Source organism: Psychrobacter sp. C 20.9 (genome assembly GCF_001921765.1).
GTDB classification, from domain to species: Bacteria; Pseudomonadota; Gammaproteobacteria; order Pseudomonadales; family Moraxellaceae; genus Psychrobacter; species Psychrobacter piscatorii_B.
Genome location: NZ_MRYC01000009.1, coordinates 86,289 through 101,105 on the forward strand (window position 1 = coordinate 86,289; position 14,817 = coordinate 101,105).

28 protein-coding genes are annotated in these 14,817 nt (G+C 43.0%); 26 read left to right on the forward strand and 2 right to left on the reverse strand.

Annotated features, from left to right (window positions below; all coding sequences use genetic code 11):
• Nucleotides 1-8 precede the first annotated feature (8 nt).
• The 26 genes from rplD to rplQ all read left to right on the forward strand — a co-directional run bounded on the left by rplD (nt 9) and on the right by rplQ (nt 13,112).
• Entirely contained in the window at nt 9-611 is a 603-nt protein-coding gene (gene rplD, locus BTW00_RS07690) for a 50S ribosomal protein L4 (RefSeq protein WP_075106934.1), read from the forward strand.
• Nucleotides 608-958: a 50S ribosomal protein L23 gene (gene rplW / locus BTW00_RS07695; protein WP_071003149.1), complete on the forward strand. Its 351-nt coding sequence runs from the start codon at nt 608-610 to the stop codon at nt 956-958. Before rplD ends, rplW begins: the two co-directional genes overlap by 4 nt.
• A gap of 11 nt (nt 959-969) precedes the next feature.
• Complete coding sequence (rplB, locus tag BTW00_RS07700; protein ID WP_058025575.1) at nt 970-1,797, forward strand: 50S ribosomal protein L2; 828 nt, start codon at nt 970-972, stop codon at nt 1,795-1,797.
• A 12-nt stretch (nt 1,798-1,809) separates the two neighbouring features.
• Nucleotides 1,810-2,085, forward strand: coding sequence for a 30S ribosomal protein S19 (rpsS, locus tag BTW00_RS07705; protein ID WP_010196682.1), 276 nt, complete (start codon nt 1,810-1,812; stop codon nt 2,083-2,085).
• A gap of 10 nt (nt 2,086-2,095) precedes the next feature.
• A complete protein-coding gene (rplV, locus tag BTW00_RS07710; protein ID WP_021813373.1) occupies nt 2,096-2,425 on the forward strand; it encodes a 50S ribosomal protein L22 in 330 nt (109 codons plus the stop codon).
• A gap of 3 nt (nt 2,426-2,428) precedes the next feature.
• Nucleotides 2,429-3,157 carry a 30S ribosomal protein S3 gene (gene rpsC / locus BTW00_RS07715; protein WP_058025573.1) on the forward strand — a complete coding sequence of 243 codons (729 nt, stop codon included), beginning with the start codon at nt 2,429-2,431 and terminating at the stop codon, nt 3,155-3,157.
• A 3-nt stretch (nt 3,158-3,160) separates the two neighbouring features.
• On the forward strand, nt 3,161-3,574 hold the full coding sequence (gene rplP, locus BTW00_RS07720) for a 50S ribosomal protein L16 (RefSeq protein WP_025644399.1): 414 nt from the start codon (nt 3,161-3,163) through the stop codon (nt 3,572-3,574).
• Nucleotides 3,574-3,771, forward strand: coding sequence for a 50S ribosomal protein L29 (gene rpmC / locus BTW00_RS07725; RefSeq protein WP_025644397.1), 198 nt, complete (start codon nt 3,574-3,576; stop codon nt 3,769-3,771). Before rplP ends, rpmC begins: the two co-directional genes overlap by 1 nt.
• Nucleotides 3,768-4,043 (forward strand): 30S ribosomal protein S17, encoded by a 276-nt coding sequence (gene rpsQ / locus BTW00_RS07730; protein WP_021813375.1) that lies wholly within the window; start codon nt 3,768-3,770, stop codon nt 4,041-4,043. Before rpmC ends, rpsQ begins: the two co-directional genes overlap by 4 nt.
• Nucleotides 4,044-4,226: 183 nt before the next feature.
• A complete protein-coding gene (gene rplN, locus BTW00_RS07735; protein WP_010196702.1) occupies nt 4,227-4,595 on the forward strand; it encodes a 50S ribosomal protein L14 in 369 nt (122 codons plus the stop codon).
• Nucleotides 4,596-4,603: 8 nt separating this feature from the next.
• Complete coding sequence (rplX, locus tag BTW00_RS07740; protein ID WP_011279796.1) at nt 4,604-4,921, forward strand: 50S ribosomal protein L24; 318 nt, start codon at nt 4,604-4,606, stop codon at nt 4,919-4,921.
• A 21-nt stretch (nt 4,922-4,942) separates the two neighbouring features.
• On the forward strand, nt 4,943-5,479 hold the full coding sequence (rplE, locus tag BTW00_RS07745; RefSeq protein ID WP_057758706.1) for a 50S ribosomal protein L5: 537 nt from the start codon (nt 4,943-4,945) through the stop codon (nt 5,477-5,479).
• A 12-nt stretch (nt 5,480-5,491) separates the two neighbouring features.
• Entirely contained in the window at nt 5,492-5,797 is a 306-nt protein-coding gene (gene rpsN / locus BTW00_RS07750; protein ID WP_058025571.1) for a 30S ribosomal protein S14, read from the forward strand.
• An 11-nt stretch (nt 5,798-5,808) separates the two neighbouring features.
• Nucleotides 5,809-6,207, forward strand: a complete 399-nt coding sequence (gene rpsH, locus BTW00_RS07755; protein ID WP_058025570.1) for a 30S ribosomal protein S8 — start codon at nt 5,809-5,811, stop codon at nt 6,205-6,207.
• Between the two features lie 176 nt (nt 6,208-6,383).
• Nucleotides 6,384-6,917 (forward strand): 50S ribosomal protein L6, encoded by a 534-nt coding sequence (gene rplF / locus BTW00_RS07760; protein ID WP_058025569.1) that lies wholly within the window; start codon nt 6,384-6,386, stop codon nt 6,915-6,917.
• Nucleotides 6,918-6,928: 11 nt separating this feature from the next.
• Nucleotides 6,929-7,279, forward strand: a complete 351-nt coding sequence (rplR, locus tag BTW00_RS07765) for a 50S ribosomal protein L18 (protein ID WP_057758713.1) — start codon at nt 6,929-6,931, stop codon at nt 7,277-7,279.
• A gap of 2 nt (nt 7,280-7,281) precedes the next feature.
• Nucleotides 7,282-7,797, forward strand: coding sequence for a 30S ribosomal protein S5 (rpsE, locus tag BTW00_RS07770; RefSeq protein WP_075106935.1), 516 nt, complete (start codon nt 7,282-7,284; stop codon nt 7,795-7,797).
• 20 nt (nt 7,798-7,817) lie between these two features.
• Nucleotides 7,818-7,997, forward strand: a complete 180-nt coding sequence (rpmD, locus tag BTW00_RS07775) for a 50S ribosomal protein L30 (protein WP_057758718.1) — start codon at nt 7,818-7,820, stop codon at nt 7,995-7,997.
• A complete protein-coding gene (rplO, locus tag BTW00_RS07780) occupies nt 7,997-8,437 on the forward strand; it encodes a 50S ribosomal protein L15 (protein ID WP_058025566.1) in 441 nt (146 codons plus the stop codon). The genes rpmD and rplO overlap by 1 nt, the downstream gene beginning before the upstream one ends.
• 19 nt (nt 8,438-8,456) lie before the next feature.
• Nucleotides 8,457-9,788, forward strand: coding sequence for a preprotein translocase subunit SecY (secY, locus tag BTW00_RS07785; protein ID WP_178379273.1), 1,332 nt, complete (start codon nt 8,457-8,459; stop codon nt 9,786-9,788).
• A 31-nt stretch (nt 9,789-9,819) separates the two neighbouring features.
• Nucleotides 9,820-9,936 (forward strand): 50S ribosomal protein L36, encoded by a 117-nt coding sequence (gene rpmJ, locus BTW00_RS07790; protein ID WP_010196721.1) that lies wholly within the window; start codon nt 9,820-9,822, stop codon nt 9,934-9,936.
• A 252-nt stretch (nt 9,937-10,188) separates the two neighbouring features.
• Entirely contained in the window at nt 10,189-10,545 is a 357-nt protein-coding gene (gene rpsM, locus BTW00_RS07795; RefSeq protein ID WP_058025564.1) for a 30S ribosomal protein S13, read from the forward strand.
• Between the two features lie 20 nt (nt 10,546-10,565).
• A complete protein-coding gene (gene rpsK / locus BTW00_RS07800; RefSeq protein WP_045454458.1) occupies nt 10,566-10,955 on the forward strand; it encodes a 30S ribosomal protein S11 in 390 nt (129 codons plus the stop codon).
• Nucleotides 10,956-11,003: 48 nt separating this feature from the next.
• Nucleotides 11,004-11,645: a 30S ribosomal protein S4 gene (gene rpsD / locus BTW00_RS07805; protein WP_058025563.1), complete on the forward strand. Its 642-nt coding sequence runs from the start codon at nt 11,004-11,006 to the stop codon at nt 11,643-11,645.
• An 80-nt stretch (nt 11,646-11,725) separates the two neighbouring features.
• Nucleotides 11,726-12,733 carry a DNA-directed RNA polymerase subunit alpha gene (gene rpoA, locus BTW00_RS07810; RefSeq protein WP_058025562.1) on the forward strand — a complete coding sequence of 336 codons (1,008 nt, stop codon included), beginning with the start codon at nt 11,726-11,728 and terminating at the stop codon, nt 12,731-12,733.
• 19 nt (nt 12,734-12,752) lie between these two features.
• A complete protein-coding gene (gene rplQ, locus BTW00_RS07815; RefSeq protein WP_021813387.1) occupies nt 12,753-13,112 on the forward strand; it encodes a 50S ribosomal protein L17 in 360 nt (119 codons plus the stop codon).
• Between the two features lie 93 nt (nt 13,113-13,205).
• On the opposite strand, the gene BTW00_RS07820 is transcribed toward rplQ, so the two are convergent.
• Nucleotides 13,206-13,826: an L-threonylcarbamoyladenylate synthase gene (locus BTW00_RS07820; protein ID WP_058025561.1), complete on the reverse strand. Its 621-nt coding sequence runs from the start codon at nt 13,824-13,826 to the stop codon at nt 13,206-13,208.
• 232 nt (nt 13,827-14,058) lie between these two features.
• Nucleotides 14,059-14,802, reverse strand: a complete 744-nt coding sequence (locus BTW00_RS07825; RefSeq protein ID WP_075106937.1) for an elongation factor P hydroxylase — start codon at nt 14,800-14,802, stop codon at nt 14,059-14,061.
• Nucleotides 14,803-14,817 lie beyond the last annotated feature (15 nt).

A 14,817-nucleotide genomic window follows, 5' to 3' on the forward strand; every position in this document is an offset into this window, starting at 1 on the left:
GGATTAACGTGGATTTAAAAACAGTTACAGGTGCGGCGGTTGAGCTTTCTGATACGGCATTTGGTCGTGAATTCAACGAAGCACTAGTGCATCAAGTCGTCACCGCTTATTTAGCTGGTGCTCGCCAAGGTACACGCGCACAAAAAACCCGTGCCGAAGTTTCTGGCGGTGGTATCAAGCCATGGCGCCAAAAAGGTACTGGTCGCGCTCGTGCGGGCTCTATTCGTAGCCCAATCTGGCGTTCAGGTGGTCGTGCATTCGCTGCAAAACCACAAGATTGGTCACAGAAAGTAAACCGTAAAATGTATCGCGGTGCGATGCAGTGCATCCTAGCAGAATTGATTCGTCAAGAGCGTCTGATTTTGGTAGAAGAGTTGAGCGTTTCTGGGCCGAAAACTAAAGAACTGATTGCAAAGCTAAATGAGCTTGGTGCACCTCGTGCATTAATCGTCACCAAAGAAGTCGACGAAAACTTGTACTTAGCTGCTCGCAACATTCCGCACGTCAATGTACTTGGTACAAACGAAGTGGATCCAGTGAGCTTGATCGCATTTGATAAAGTGATCATGTCAGTTGAAGCTGCGAAACAATTTGAGGAAGCACTAGCATGAACAACGCAAGACTTTATCAGGTCTTAAGAGGGCCTGTATTCTCAGAAAAATCTCAAATGCTTGGCGACTCACTTGGTGTGCAGGTATTTAAAGTTGACTCTAACGCTACTAAGCTTGAAGTCAAAAAAGCAGTTGAGTTGATGTTTGAAGGTGTTGAAGTTACTAAAGTAAACACTTTGAATGTTAAAGGTAAGACAAAGCGTTTTGGTAAAAGCATCGGCCGTCGTAACGACTATAAAAAAGCCTATGTTACCTTAAAAGCTGGTCAAGATGTACAAATGGCTGATGCTGGTGAAGAAGTCGCAAACACGACTGCCTCTACTAGTGAAACAGCGAATAACGAATAAGGATTACACTCATGCCTATCGTAAGAGCAAAGCCAACATCACCAGGCCGTCGTTTTGTTGAAAAAGTGGTGCATCCACACCTTTATAAAGGTCGTCCTTATGCAGCGCTTCTAGAATCAAAAAGTAAGTCAGGTGGTCGTAACAATAATGGTCGTATTACTACTCGTCACATTGGCGGTGGTCATAAGCAACATTATCGCATTATCGACTTTAAACGTACTAAAGACAATATTCCAGCTGTGGTAGAGCGTATTGAATACGATCCTAACCGTACTGCACATATTGCATTACTTAAGTATGCTGATGGCGAACGTCGTTACATCATCGCTGCTAAAAAACAAGCAGTTGGCGATACAGTAATGTCAGGCGAAACATCTCCAATACGTCCAGGTAACTGCCTACCGCTAAAAAACATCCCATTGGGTACTGTGATTCATAATATCGAACTTAAAATCGGTAAAGGTGCACAGATGGCTCGTTCTGCGGGTGCTAGCGTTCAGTTATTAGGCCGTGACGGTATCTACGCTATTCTACGTCTACGTTCAGGCGAAACTCGCCGTGTACACGTAAACTGCCGTGCTGTTATTGGTGAAGTTTCTAACACTGAAAACAACTTGAAATCACTTGGTAAAGCTGGTGCTTCACGTTGGCGTGGTGTTCGTCCTTCAGTTCGTGGTGTCGCGATGAACCCGGTTGATCACCCACATGGTGGTGGTGAAGGTCGTAACAAAGGTCGCCATCCAACTAGCCCTTGGGGTCAGAAGTCTAAAGGACTTAAAACGCGTCATAATAAGCGTACTGACAACATGATCATCCGCCGCCGCGCCAAGAAGAAATAAAGGAAGAATTTCATGCCTCGTTCATTGAAAAAAGGTCCATTCATAGACGCGCACTTATTTGCTAAAGTTGAGAATGCATTAGACACCAACTCACGCAAGCCAATTAAAACTTGGTCGCGCCGCTCGATGATCCTACCACAAATGGTTGGCCTGACTTTATCTGTCCACAACGGCCGTACTCACGTACCGGTTATCGTAAGTGAGCAGATGGTTGGTCATAAACTAGGTGAATTTGCCCCGACTCGTACGTATCGTGGTCATGGCATTGACAAAAAAGCTAAGAGATAAGGTGCTTACCATGGAAGTAACTGCAAAATTACGCGGTGCCGCCATATCGGCACAAAAAGTTAGACTCGTTGCTGATGAAGTTCGTGGCAAATCTATTGAGCGTGCTTTGGATATCCTAACGTATAGCAATAAAAAAGGCGCTGTGTTTGTTAAGAAATGTCTTAACTCAGCCATCGCCAATGCCGAACATAATCACGGCCTAGATATTGACGACCTAAAAGTCGCTACTATCTATGTTGATGAAGGCATTACGCTAAAACGTATCCTACCACGTGCCAAAGGTCGCGCTGATCGTATCAGCAAGCGTACTTGTCACATCACTATAAAGGTAGGAGAATAAGTTATGGGTCAAAAAGTACATCCAATCGGAATTCGTCTTGGTGTTGTAAAAAAGCATAACGCAAACTGGTATGCTGATCCTAAACAATACTCAGAATACCTAATCAACGATATTCAAGTTCGTGAATATCTACGTAAAAAGCTAGATAACGCAATGATCAGCAACATCATGATCGAGCGTCCTACTGGTGCTGCTAAGATTACCATCGCCACTGCGCGCCCTGGTATCGTTATCGGTAAGAAAGGCGAAGATATCGAAAGACTTCAAAAAGAATTGACCAAAATTATGGGCGTACCTGCTCAGGTCAACATTGAAGAAATCACGTCACCTGATCTTGATGCACGTTTGGTAGCAGAGGGTATCGCAAGCCAGCTTGAGCGTCGTGTTATGTTCCGCCGTGCGATGAAACGCGCTGTACAGAACAGCATGCGTTCTGGTGCTAAAGGTATTAAAGTTGAGCTGTCTGGTCGTCTTGGCGGTGCTGAGATTGCTCGTAGCGAATGGTATCGTGAAGGCCGTGTGCCCTTGCATACACTTCGTGCTGATATTGACTATGCGTCAATTCGTGCAGAGACAACTTACGGCACCATCGGTGTTAAAGTTTGGATTTTCCGCGGAGAGATCCTTGACGGTATGAACAGTGTTTATAATCCCGTCAAAGAAGAGCAGACTCGTGCGCCAAAACGCCGTGGTCGCGGAAACGGAAACCGTCGAAACTCAGACAGAGGTTAAACTATGTTACAGCCAAAACGTACCAAGTTTCGTAAAATGCATAAAGGTCGTAACACTGGGCTAGCTCATCGTGGAAGCACCGTTGCATTCGGACAAATTGGTCTAAAATCATTGACGCGTGGTCGTATGACAGCCCGTCAAATTGAAGCAGCACGTCGTACCATCACTCGTAAAATCAAGCGTGGCGGTAAGATTTGGATTCGTGTATTCCCAGACAAGCCTATTACTAACAAACCATTAGAAGTACGTATGGGTAAAGGTAAAGGTCCAGTTGAGTACTGGGTATGCGAAATCAAGCCTGGTAAAGTGCTATATGAAATTGAAGGGGTATCTGAAGAGCTTGCTCGCGATGCATTAACGCTTGCTGCAGCAAAACTGCCCTTTAAAACTACCATTGTTAAGCGGACGATAATGTAATGAAGATCAGTGAATTACGTGATAAATCATTAGAAGAACTGACCCAGTTACTTGATGAAAAGCAACTTGATGCTTTCCGTATTCGTATGGCTAAAGCAACTGGTCAGTTGGGTAATACCCATGAAGTCAGAGCAAATCGTCGTACGATTGCTCAGCTTCAGACTTTGATTAACGAGAAACAACGAGGCGACTCATGAGCGATAACAATCAAACAGCTACCAATGCTAGCGTATTGACAGGACGAGTTGTCAGCGACAAGATGGACAAGTCCATCACAGTTTTGATTGAGCGTCTGGTTCGTCATCCTTTGTATGGCAAGCAGCTTCGTCGTTCTACTAAAATCAAAGCACATGATGAGAACAATGTTTGTCAACAAGGCGACCTTGTCCGCATCAAAGAAACGCGTCCAATCTCAAAAACTAAGTCTTGGACTTTAGTTGATGTGGTTGAAAAAGTAGAAAAAATCTAAGTAAATTGCATTGAAAGCCAGAAGCTGTTAAAATAGCCGCCTTTTTAAGGATGCTGATTGCGCCCGTCGCATATCACTCACATTAAGAGTAAGTTGCGGTTATTTATATTAAAATGCCGTCCTACTCATTCTGTGCTAGCGGCAGCAACTGGTTTTTATTGCTCATACGTGTGGAGTAACGCTATGATTCAGGTTGAGTCAATGCTGGAAGTTGCAGACAATAGCGGTGCAAGGCGAGTTCAGTGCATTAAAGTACTGGGTGGTTCTCATCGTCGTTATGCATCAGTTGGCGACATTATTAAAGTAACGGTTAAAGAAGCCATTCCTCGTGGTCGTGTTAAAAAAGGCGACGTGATGAATGCAGTAGTTGTACGCACCAAAAAAGGCGTTCGTCGTCCAGATGGTTCTGTGTTACGTTTTGATGACAATGCTGCGGTATTGTTGAACCAAAACAAGGCGCCGATTGCAACTCGTATTTTTGGACCGGTAACTCGTGAACTACGTGGTGATCAGTTTATGAAAATTGTATCACTAGCACCAGAAGTATTGTGAGGTAATCCATGTCAAAATTACGTAAAGGCGATACAGTTATCGTGATTGCTGGGAAAGACAAAGGCAAGCAAGGTACTGTACAAGCTGTAAAAAACGATCGTATTAAAGTTGAAGGCATTAATATTGTCACCAAACATCAGAAGCCAAATCAGGCGACTGGCGTTGAAGGTGGCATTCTTAAGCAAGAAGCTTTTCTGCATATCTCAAATGTCGCAATCTTAAATGCGCAAACCCAAAAAGCAGACCGTATTACTTATCAGTTTGGCGAAGACGGCAAGAAACAACGCGTCTATCGTTCAAACGGTGAAGTAGTGGCGACTGCGTAAGACACTAAGGGTGTAATGGTAATGGCAAGATTAAAATCTTTATATAACGATAAATTAAAGCAGCAAATCAAAGAAGATCTTGGTTTGGACAATGTGATGCAAGTGCCTAAAATCACTAAAATCACACTTAACATGGGTGTAGGCGGCGCGTCTCAAGACAAAAAATTGCTTGAAGGTGCTGTAGCTGACATGACCGCTATTGCTGGTCAAAAACCTGTTGTCACCAAAGCGCGTAAATCAGTTGCTGGCTTTAAGATTCGTGAAGAATGGCCAATTGGCTGTAAAGTAACGCTACGCGGTGAGCAAATGTACGAATTTTTAGATCGTCTCGTTGCCATTGCAATTCCTCGTATTCGTGATTTCCGCGGTTTTTCACCTAAAGCCTTTGACGGACGTGGTAACTACTCATTGGGTATCAAAGAACAGATCGTATTCCCAGAAGTAGATTTTGACAAGATTGACCGTATCCGTGGTATGGATGTGACAATCACCACGTCAGCTCAATCTGATGAAGAAGGTCGTGCGTTACTTAAAGCATTCGGCTTCCCATTTAAATAAGGTAAAGACGTTATGGCAAAGAAGAGCATGATTAACCGCGAATTAAAGCGCGAAAAAATGGTTGCTAAATATGCTGAAAAGCGTATCAAGCTAAAAGAAACTATCAGTGATATCAACGCATCAGACGAAGAGCGTATGGACGCGATGTTAGAGCTACAAGCTCTTCCACGCAACTCATCACCAGTACGTCTGCGTAATCGTTGTGCTATCACCGGTCGTCCTCACGGTTACTTCCGCAAGTTTGGCTTATCACGCAATATGCTGCGTGAGCGTGTCATGCAAGGCGATGTGCCTGGTGTTCGTAAAGCAAGCTGGTAAGGAGTAACTATATGAGTATGCAAGATACCGTTGGGGATATGCTAACCCGTATCCGTAACGCACAAATGGCTAACAAAGTATCGGTAGCAATGCCGAGCTCTAAATTACGTAAATCAATTGCTGATTTGCTAGTTAGTGAAGGTTATGTGGCGAGCGCTGTTGTTACTGAAGAAGAAAACAACAAAGCAACCCTTACTATTGAATTAAAATATTTCGAAGGCCGTGCGGTTATCGAAACTATTCAACGTTATAGCCGCCCTGGTCTACGCCAGTTCCGCGGTAAAGACGAAATCCCTACTGTTAAGCAAGGTATGGGTGTTGCTATCGTATCTACAAGCCAAGGTATCATGAGTGATCGTGCTGCACGCGCTGCTGGTATCGGTGGTGAAATCGTTGCATTTGTAGCGTAAGCTATACGACGATGAAGTCTATTTGATGGTGGTTAGGCTTCTATCGATTGAGTAATGTTAAATTATTTCAAATTGATAGGTGTCTAACACAGTCAACTATGCTAAACTAACACGCTTTTTAGCCTGTTAGTTTTTTCGCTAATATAAAGAAGTTAAATTTTTTAAGGAATATTCCTATGTCTCGTGTGGCTAAAGCCCCAGTAACGCTGCCAAATGGCGTAAGCGTTACTTTGAACGATCGGCAGGTCGAAGTTAAAGGCAAGAACGGTACTATGTCTTTACACCTGCATGAATTGGTCGAGCTGAAACAGGAAGATGATGCTATCATTTTCTCACCTGCAGTCGATTCAAAAGAAGCTATGATGCACACTGGCACCATGCGCGCTCTTGTTAACAACTATGTTACTGGCGTAAATGAAGGCTTTGAAAAGCGTCTTCAATTGATTGGTGTTGGTTATCGCGCACAAGTTGCTGGTAACAAAGTAACCTTGAACGTTGGCTACTCTCATCCAGTAGAGTACACACTACCTGAAGGTGTATCGGCTGAAACCCCAACGCAAACTGAAATTGTTTTGAAATCAAACAATAAACAGCAGCTTGGTCAAGCAGCGGCTAATATCCGTGGTTTCCGCCCACCTGAGCCTTATAAAGGTAAAGGTATTCGTTATAGTGACGAGCATGTGATTCGCAAAGAAGCTAAGAAAAAATAAGGTGAGTTGAAATGTTTGATAAAAAAGCAGCTCGTCTGCGTCGAGCTAAGAAAACACGCGCACATATCCGTTTCTTAGGCGTTCATCGCTTAACGGTTAACCGCACGTCAAAACATATTTATGCCCAGATTATCTCTCCAAATGGTGGTGAAGTGATTGCTCAGGCATCTACCTTAGACAGCAGCTTGCGTTCAGGCGCGACTGGTAACGCTGATTCAGCAACGTCTGTAGGCCAAATGATCGCAGAACGTGCAAAAGCAGCTGGCATTACTAAAGTTGCCTTTGACCGTAGTGGTTTCAAATATCATGGTCGAGTTAAAGCTTTAGCAGAAGCTGCTCGCGAAAACGGATTGGAGTTTTAATCATGGCTAGAAATGATAAAAATGATAAAAATGAACAGACTGACGGTCTAGTAGAACGCTTAGTTACCGTTGATCGCGTTGCAAAAGTTGTTAAAGGTGGTCGTATTTTCTCTTTCACTGCGTTGACTGTAGTGGGTGACGGTAATGGTCGTGTTGGTTTTGGTCGTGGTAAAGCGCGTGAAGTGCCTGCTGCTATCCAAAAAGCACTAGAAGCTGCCAAACGTAATATGATTACTGTTGAGCTAAATGATGCAACTTTGTATCATCCGATCAAAGCAAGTCATGGTGCTAGTAAAGTCTACATGCAGCCTGCATCTGAAGGTACTGGCGTAATCGCTGGTGGCGCAATGCGTGCTGTGTTAGAAGTTGCTGGTGTCAAAGATGTTTTGACTAAATGTTATGGTTCTACCAATACTGCTAACGTTGTTCGTGCAACGTTTAACGGTTTACGTGATATGTCAACTCCAGAGAAGATGGCAGCTAAACGTGGTAAATCTGTAGACGAAATCTTGGGTTAACTTAGACTAGGTGAGTTACGATGAAAAAAATGAAAGTCACTCAATTTAAATCGGGTGCCCATCGCCTAAAGAGCCACAAAGCGAGCTTGAAAGGATTGGGTTTACGCCGCATTAATCACACTGTTGTAGTAGAAGATACTCCTTCAACACGTGGTATGGTTAATCGCGTTAACTACATGGTAAAAGTGGAGGAAGCGTAATGGGTCTTAGATTAAATGAATTATCACCAGGTGTTGGCGCAAAGAAAACTGCCCAACGTCGTGGTCGTGGTATCGGTTCAGGTCTTGGTAAGACTGGTGGTCGTGGTGTAAAAGGTCAGAAATCTCGTTCAGGTTCTAGCGTTCGCTCAGGATTTGAAGGTGGTCAAATGCCTTTATATCGTCGTCTACCAAAATTTGGTTTTACCAGTAAACTGGCTATGAAGACTGCTGAAGTACGTCTTTCTGAACTGAATAAAATTGAAGGCGATGTAGTTAGCCTTGAAACACTTAAAGCTGCTAACCTTATCCGTCACGATATGAAACGTGCTCGTGTAATGCTATCAGGTGAAGTCACTAAAGCTTATACTTTCAAAGGTATCAAAGTGACTAAGGGTGCTAAGCAAGCAATCGAAGCTGCTGGTGGTAGCATCGAGGAGTAGTAACGTGTCAAAGCAATCAATGTCATCGGCTGGTATACCGCTTAATCCATTCGCATTTATACGTAAGTATGATGAGCTATGGTCGCGTTTATTATTCTTAATCGGCGCATTGATTGTTTATCGTTTAGGGTCGCACATTCCAGTCCCGGGTATTAATCCGGTTAATCTGGCTGATCTGTTTTCGCGCAACGAGAATACCATTTTGAGCATGTTCAACATGTTCTCAGGTGGTGCGCTAGAGCGTATGTCTATTATGGCGCTTGGCATTATGCCATATATCTCAGCATCGATTATCGTACAGATGATGTCTGCGGTATTGCCATCGCTCGAAGCTCTCAAAAAAGAGGGTGAAGCGGGACGACGCAAGCTGAACAAGTATACCCGTCAAGGAACGCTTGCTTTAGCCCTAGTACAGTCATTAGGAATGTGTGCTGGCTTAATCAGCCAAAATCTTACCTTATCATCTGGTCTGACTTTCTATATTCCAGCCGTTACTTCATTGGTAGCGGGCGCAATGTTCTTGATGTGGCTTGGTGAGCAGATTACAGAACGCGGCGTTGGTAATGGTATATCAATGCTCATTTTTGCGAGTATTGTTGCTGGTACGCCAGGTATGATTTCGCAATCTATCGAACAGGTCAATCAAGGTCAGATGAACTTGATTGTACTATTTATTTTTGTACTGCTAGGTATCGCGGTCACTGCTGGTATCGTTTATATTGAACGTGCTCAGCGCCGTGTTCCTGTTAACTATGCACAAAAACAGCAACAAGGTCGCAAAATTTATGCTCAGCAGCAGTCACATTTGCCGCTAAAGCTAAATATGGCAGGGGTTATCCCAGCTATTTTTGCCAGTTCTTTGTTATTGTTTCCAGCGAGTTTAGGGCAGTGGGTCGGTCAATCGACTGATCCTACCTTTGTACAGAAAATACTTCAAAATATGGCATTGGTGTTGTCTCCAGGACAGCCGCTATATTTAGTACTGTTTGGCGCAATGATTATCTTCTTCTGTTATTTTTATACGGCATTGGTATTTAGTCCGCGTGAAGTAGCAGAGAACCTTAAACGTAGTGGTGCGTATATCCCAGGTATTCGCCCCGGACAACAAACTCAGCGTTACCTCGATCATGTATTAAACCGACTGACCTTTATTGGCGCGATGTATATGACGGTTATTTGTTTAATGCCAATGGTCGTCCAGTCATCGTTTGGTGTGCCGTTTCAACTCGGTGGTACGTCTTTACTGATTATGGTGGTTGTGGTAATGGACTTCATTTCGCAGATTCAAGCGCATTTGATGACCCATCAATATCATGATCAGACGTTAATTCAATCGCCCACTCAACCTTAAATGAGCGGTACGATATTTCAAGGAGCATGCTATGAAAGTTCAAGCATCAGTTAAAAAGATTTGTGGTAGCTGTAAAGTTGTGCGCCGTAAAGGCCGTGTACATATTATCTGTACAGCAGAACCGCGCCACAAGCAACGTCAAGGTTAATATTTGATAGCATAAGTTTTTTAACTTTTGTTACTAAATAAATTAATACTTGAAAAATAACGGCGGATGGGATATTATCCGCCACTTGCCGTGTTTATGCAGAATGTTTTATAATGTTTTCGATCAATAGGCTTTTAACTAAGTCGAAAGAACGACTATCGTTATAAAGAATCTAGTATTAACAGCAACAAATCTGAAGAATAATGCCTTATTGATAAATAACGCTTATTTTTCTTTAATGGAGAGAAATCAATGGCTCGTATTGCCGGCGTAAACATTCCGGATAATAAGCATGCTGTTATTTCACTAACTTACATCTTTGGTATCGGTCGTACCACTGCTCAGAAAATCTTAGAAGCAGTTGGCATTGCCCCTACTACTAAAGTTAGTCAGTTAGATGATACACAGTTGGATGCTATCCGTGCACAAGTTGCAAATTACATGACTGAAGGTGACCTTCGTCGTGAAGTTTCAATGAATATTAAGCGTTTAGTTGATCTTGGTTGTTACCGTGGCATCCGCCATCGTCGTAACCTACCAGTTAGAGGTCAGAACACCAAGAACAACGCTCGTACTCGCAAGGGTCCGACACGTCCTCTCAAAAGATAATTAACTTAGGAAGCTAAAAGATGGCAAAAGACACTCGTAGTCGCAAAAAGGTGACTCGTCGTTCAGTATCGGAGGGCATTGCCCATATCCATGCGTCTTTTAATAACACCATTGTTACGATTACCGATCGTCAAGGTAATGCATTGGCTTGGGCCACTTCAGGTGGACAAGGCTTCCGTGGTTCACGTAAATCTACACCATTTGCAGCTCAGGTTGCAGCTGAAGTTGCTGGTAAAGCGGCTCAAGAATATGGTGTTAAGAATATCGACGTTTTGGTCAAAGGACCAGGACCGGGTCGTGAGTCTGCGGTAAGAGCACTAGGTGCATTGGGTTATAAAGTTAACAGCATCTCTGATGTAACCCCAATCCCACACAATGGTTGCCGTGCGCCGAAAAAGCGCCGCGTCTAATATTAAAGACGAAGCTTTTTATCCCAAAAGCTTATAGGAGACATAACAATGGCCCGTTATATTGGACCAAAACTTAAATTATCACGTCGTGAAGGCACTGACTTAGGTCTTAAGTCTGGCGTTAAACCATATGACGTAAAAACGAAAAAAGCTGGTCGTCCACCAGGTCAACACGGTGTAAGCCGTAACAAGACCTCAGAATATGCTCTACAGTTGCGTGAAAAGCAAAAAGTTAAGCGTATCTATGGTGTACTAGAGCGTCAGTTCGCTAATTACTATAAAGAAGCTGCTCGTAAGCGCGGTGCTACTGGTGAAAACTTGTTAGCTATGCTTGAGAGCCGTCTAGACAACGTGGTATATCGCATGGGCTTTGGCTCAACTCGCGCTGAAGCACGTCAGCTAGTCAGTCATCGTACTGTTATGGTAAAAAAAGCTGGTCGTGATGAGTTTGTTCGTGTGAACATTCCATCAATTCAGCTTCAAGATGGTGATGTCATCGCTATCCAAGAGAAGTCTCGCGAACAGCTACGTATCAAAAACGCTATCGAACTAGCGACCCAACGTGGTATTCCAGAATGGCTTGATGTTGATCATAGCAAACTACAAGGCACGTTCAAAAAAGCGCCTGATCGTATTGATCTACCTGCTGAAATCAACGAAAGCTTGATCGTTGAGCTATACTCTAAGTAATAACGTCATGCTCAATGTTATGAAAATGGCATTGAGCAATTAACGTTAATTAAACCAGTTTAATAAATCGAGGTGACATCATGACGCTAAATGCAACTGAGTTTCTAACGCCGAACGCCATTAATGTGGATACGGTTAACGAAACGATTGCGAAAGTCACGCTCGAACCGTTAGAACGCGGCTTTGGGCATACCCTAGGTAATGCTCTGCGTCGCATCTTGTTATCTTCATTACCTGGTGCTGCAGTCATTGAAGCTGAGATTGATGGTGTTGACCATGAATATTCAACGCTTGAAGGACTACAAGAAGACGTACTTGACCTGCTTTTGAATCTAAAAGGCTTGGCAATTACACTTCATGACCAAAATGAAGTATTTTTGACCTTGGATAAACAAGGTCCAGGCACTATCACTGCTGCAGACATCGCGTTACCGCACAATGTTGACATCATCAATCCAGAATTGGTCTTGGGTACATTGAGCGACCGTGGTCATCTTAAGATGCGTTTGCGTGTAGTGATGGGTCGTGGATATGAGCCAGCAAACCAGCGCCGTGAAGATGGTGATACCAGAGCAATTGGACGTTTAAAGCTTGATGCAAGTTTTAGTCCTGTGCTTCGTGTTGCTTATCAGGTTGAGAACGCTCGCGTTGAGCAGCGTACTGATCTTGATCGTCTTATCGTTGAGCTTGAAACTAATGGCACTATAGATCCAGAAGAAGCAATTCGTAAAGCAGCAACTATTTTACAGCAACAGATTTCAATCTTTGTTGACCTAGAAGCTGAAGAAGCGCCTGAGCCTGTGAAAGAAAAAGAAGAGGTTGATCCGGTGCTATTACGCCCTGTGGACGATCTTGAACTAACGGTTCGCTCAGCCAACTGCTTGAAAGCTGAAAACATTTACTATATCGGTGATTTGGTACAGCGTTCAGAGACTGAACTTCTAAAAACCCCAAATCTTGGTAAGAAATCATTAACAGAAATCAAAGACGTACTAGCGTCTAAAGATTTAGAGCTCGGTATGCGCCTAGATAACTGGCCACCAGCTGATTTACGTGTTGATGATCGCTTTTCTTATCGTAGCCGTTAAACTTTAAGGATTTTTGACTATGCGCCATCGTAAGAGTGGAGTCAAGCTGGGTCGTACCGGCAGTCATCGTAAGGCAATGTTTCAGAACATGACCAACTCATTATTTGAGCATGAACTGATTAAAACAACTTTACCAAAAGCTAAAGAACTACGTCGCGTTGCCGAGCCATTGATCACTATGGCTAAAGAAGACAGCGTTGCTAACCGTCGTTTAGCATTCAGCCGTATGCGTAGCAAAGCTATGGTAGGCAAATTATTTGGCACGTTAGGTCCTCGTTATCAGACGCGTCCAGGTGGTTATTTGCGTATCGTAAAATGTGGTTACCGTGATGGTGACAATGCGCCAATGGCTTATGTAGAATTGGTTGATCGCGACTAGTTTTGCATTAAAGACCTATTTCATAAAAAAAGCTCCAATTGAATTGGAGCTTTTTTTTTGTGCTTAAATTTAGTTAATTATATTGCTATCTGATCACAGTAGTAATGAATCGACATCAGCAGCACCTTGCCTAATGACTTCAGGGCGGCTACTAGTCATATCCACAATGGTGGTGAGCTTGGTCGTTTTTATACCTGCATTGATGAGTCCGTCGATTTGATTACCTAATAAGTCTTCAATCTCAAATGGATCGTCTAATATATCATCTCGATTAGGGAGAATTAACGAGCTGGTCAGGATAGGTTCATCCATTGCTTCTAATAGTGCTTGAGCAATAGGATTGCTTGGTACACGGATACCAATGGTTTTTTTCTTAGGATGTGCCAGTTTTTTGGGTACATCTTTTGTCGCATTGAGGATGAAAGTGATAGGGGCAGGGGTGTGTGCTTTCAGCTGCTTAAATTGCACGTTATCCACGGTTGCATAGTTGGCAATTTCGCTTAGGTCACGGCACAACAGTGTAAATTGATGCTTATCGTCAAGCTCACGAATTTGCTTGAGCTTAGTCAAAGCGTCTTTTGCACCTAGTCGACAACCAAAAGCATAACTGGTATCGGTTGGGTAAATGATTAACTGGTCTTTGCGTAGTAGGTCAGCGGCTTGTTCAATGAGACGTGGCTGAGGATTATCGGGATGAATATAGAAAACTTCCATAATGGTTCCTTATTTTATAATTATTGGTTTTTAATTGAGACAATTTTTTCATTAATTAGATGTAGTTCAATCATTAGACATATTAAAAAAGTTATTTTAAAAATTAAGCAAATCTGTATTTTTAGCATACTACTTTAGTTATCAGTATAGCTTAAAGCAAATATAAGTTTAGTGGCAAGGCGTTACCAACCGTAGAAAATCGTTAATAAGTAGGAACACTTAGTAATTTGAATTAAGCGTTGATTTCAGATGAAGGAGTACAAACGCTAATTAAAGCAGTCAGTAAAGTCTTAGCGTCACGCGGCAGAGTATAAGGTTTGGCTATATAGCTTTCTACTTGCTGATAGACATCACTAGCAAAGGTACTACTACTAGTGTCGAAGTCGGCAAACAAATTATCTTGTGAGACTTGGAAGTTTCGACCACACGCTAAGGTGAATAAACATTCTAATGCCTGTGGTTTGATCTCTACGCGCTCAAATGCTTGCTGCTGAGCTTCTGTCCGACCGTCTGGGGCATACCAGTAGCCAAAGTCAGGTAATTGTCTACGAGCGTCACCAGCCAGGCACCAATGACTTAGCTCGTGCAGGGCACTGGCAAAAAATCCATGAGCGAATTCAATTCTGGCAGGCTCATTGTCTTGAGCAGGGAAATACTCTGGCTCACCCTCACTACGAACCAATATCACTTGCTGGTTAGTAAATAAAGTATTAAATAGCTGTATGAGCCAATCAGTGGCTAATCGTTCGCTATCAATTATCAATCCTGCTGAGTAAGTATTGTCAGGCTGAGTAGTAGATAACTTTTGCCACTGACTTCTCCATTCTCTTAAATACTCATCTTCATCGAGGCACAGTCTATTGCTAAGAGCATTTTCAGTATGACGATCTAGTTGAGTAAGATATTGCAGCAACGAATTTGCTGTAGCAGGAGAAAGTAAATCAGAAAAATTAATTTTATTATCAGGTAGATTCATAGAGAAGACATTGAC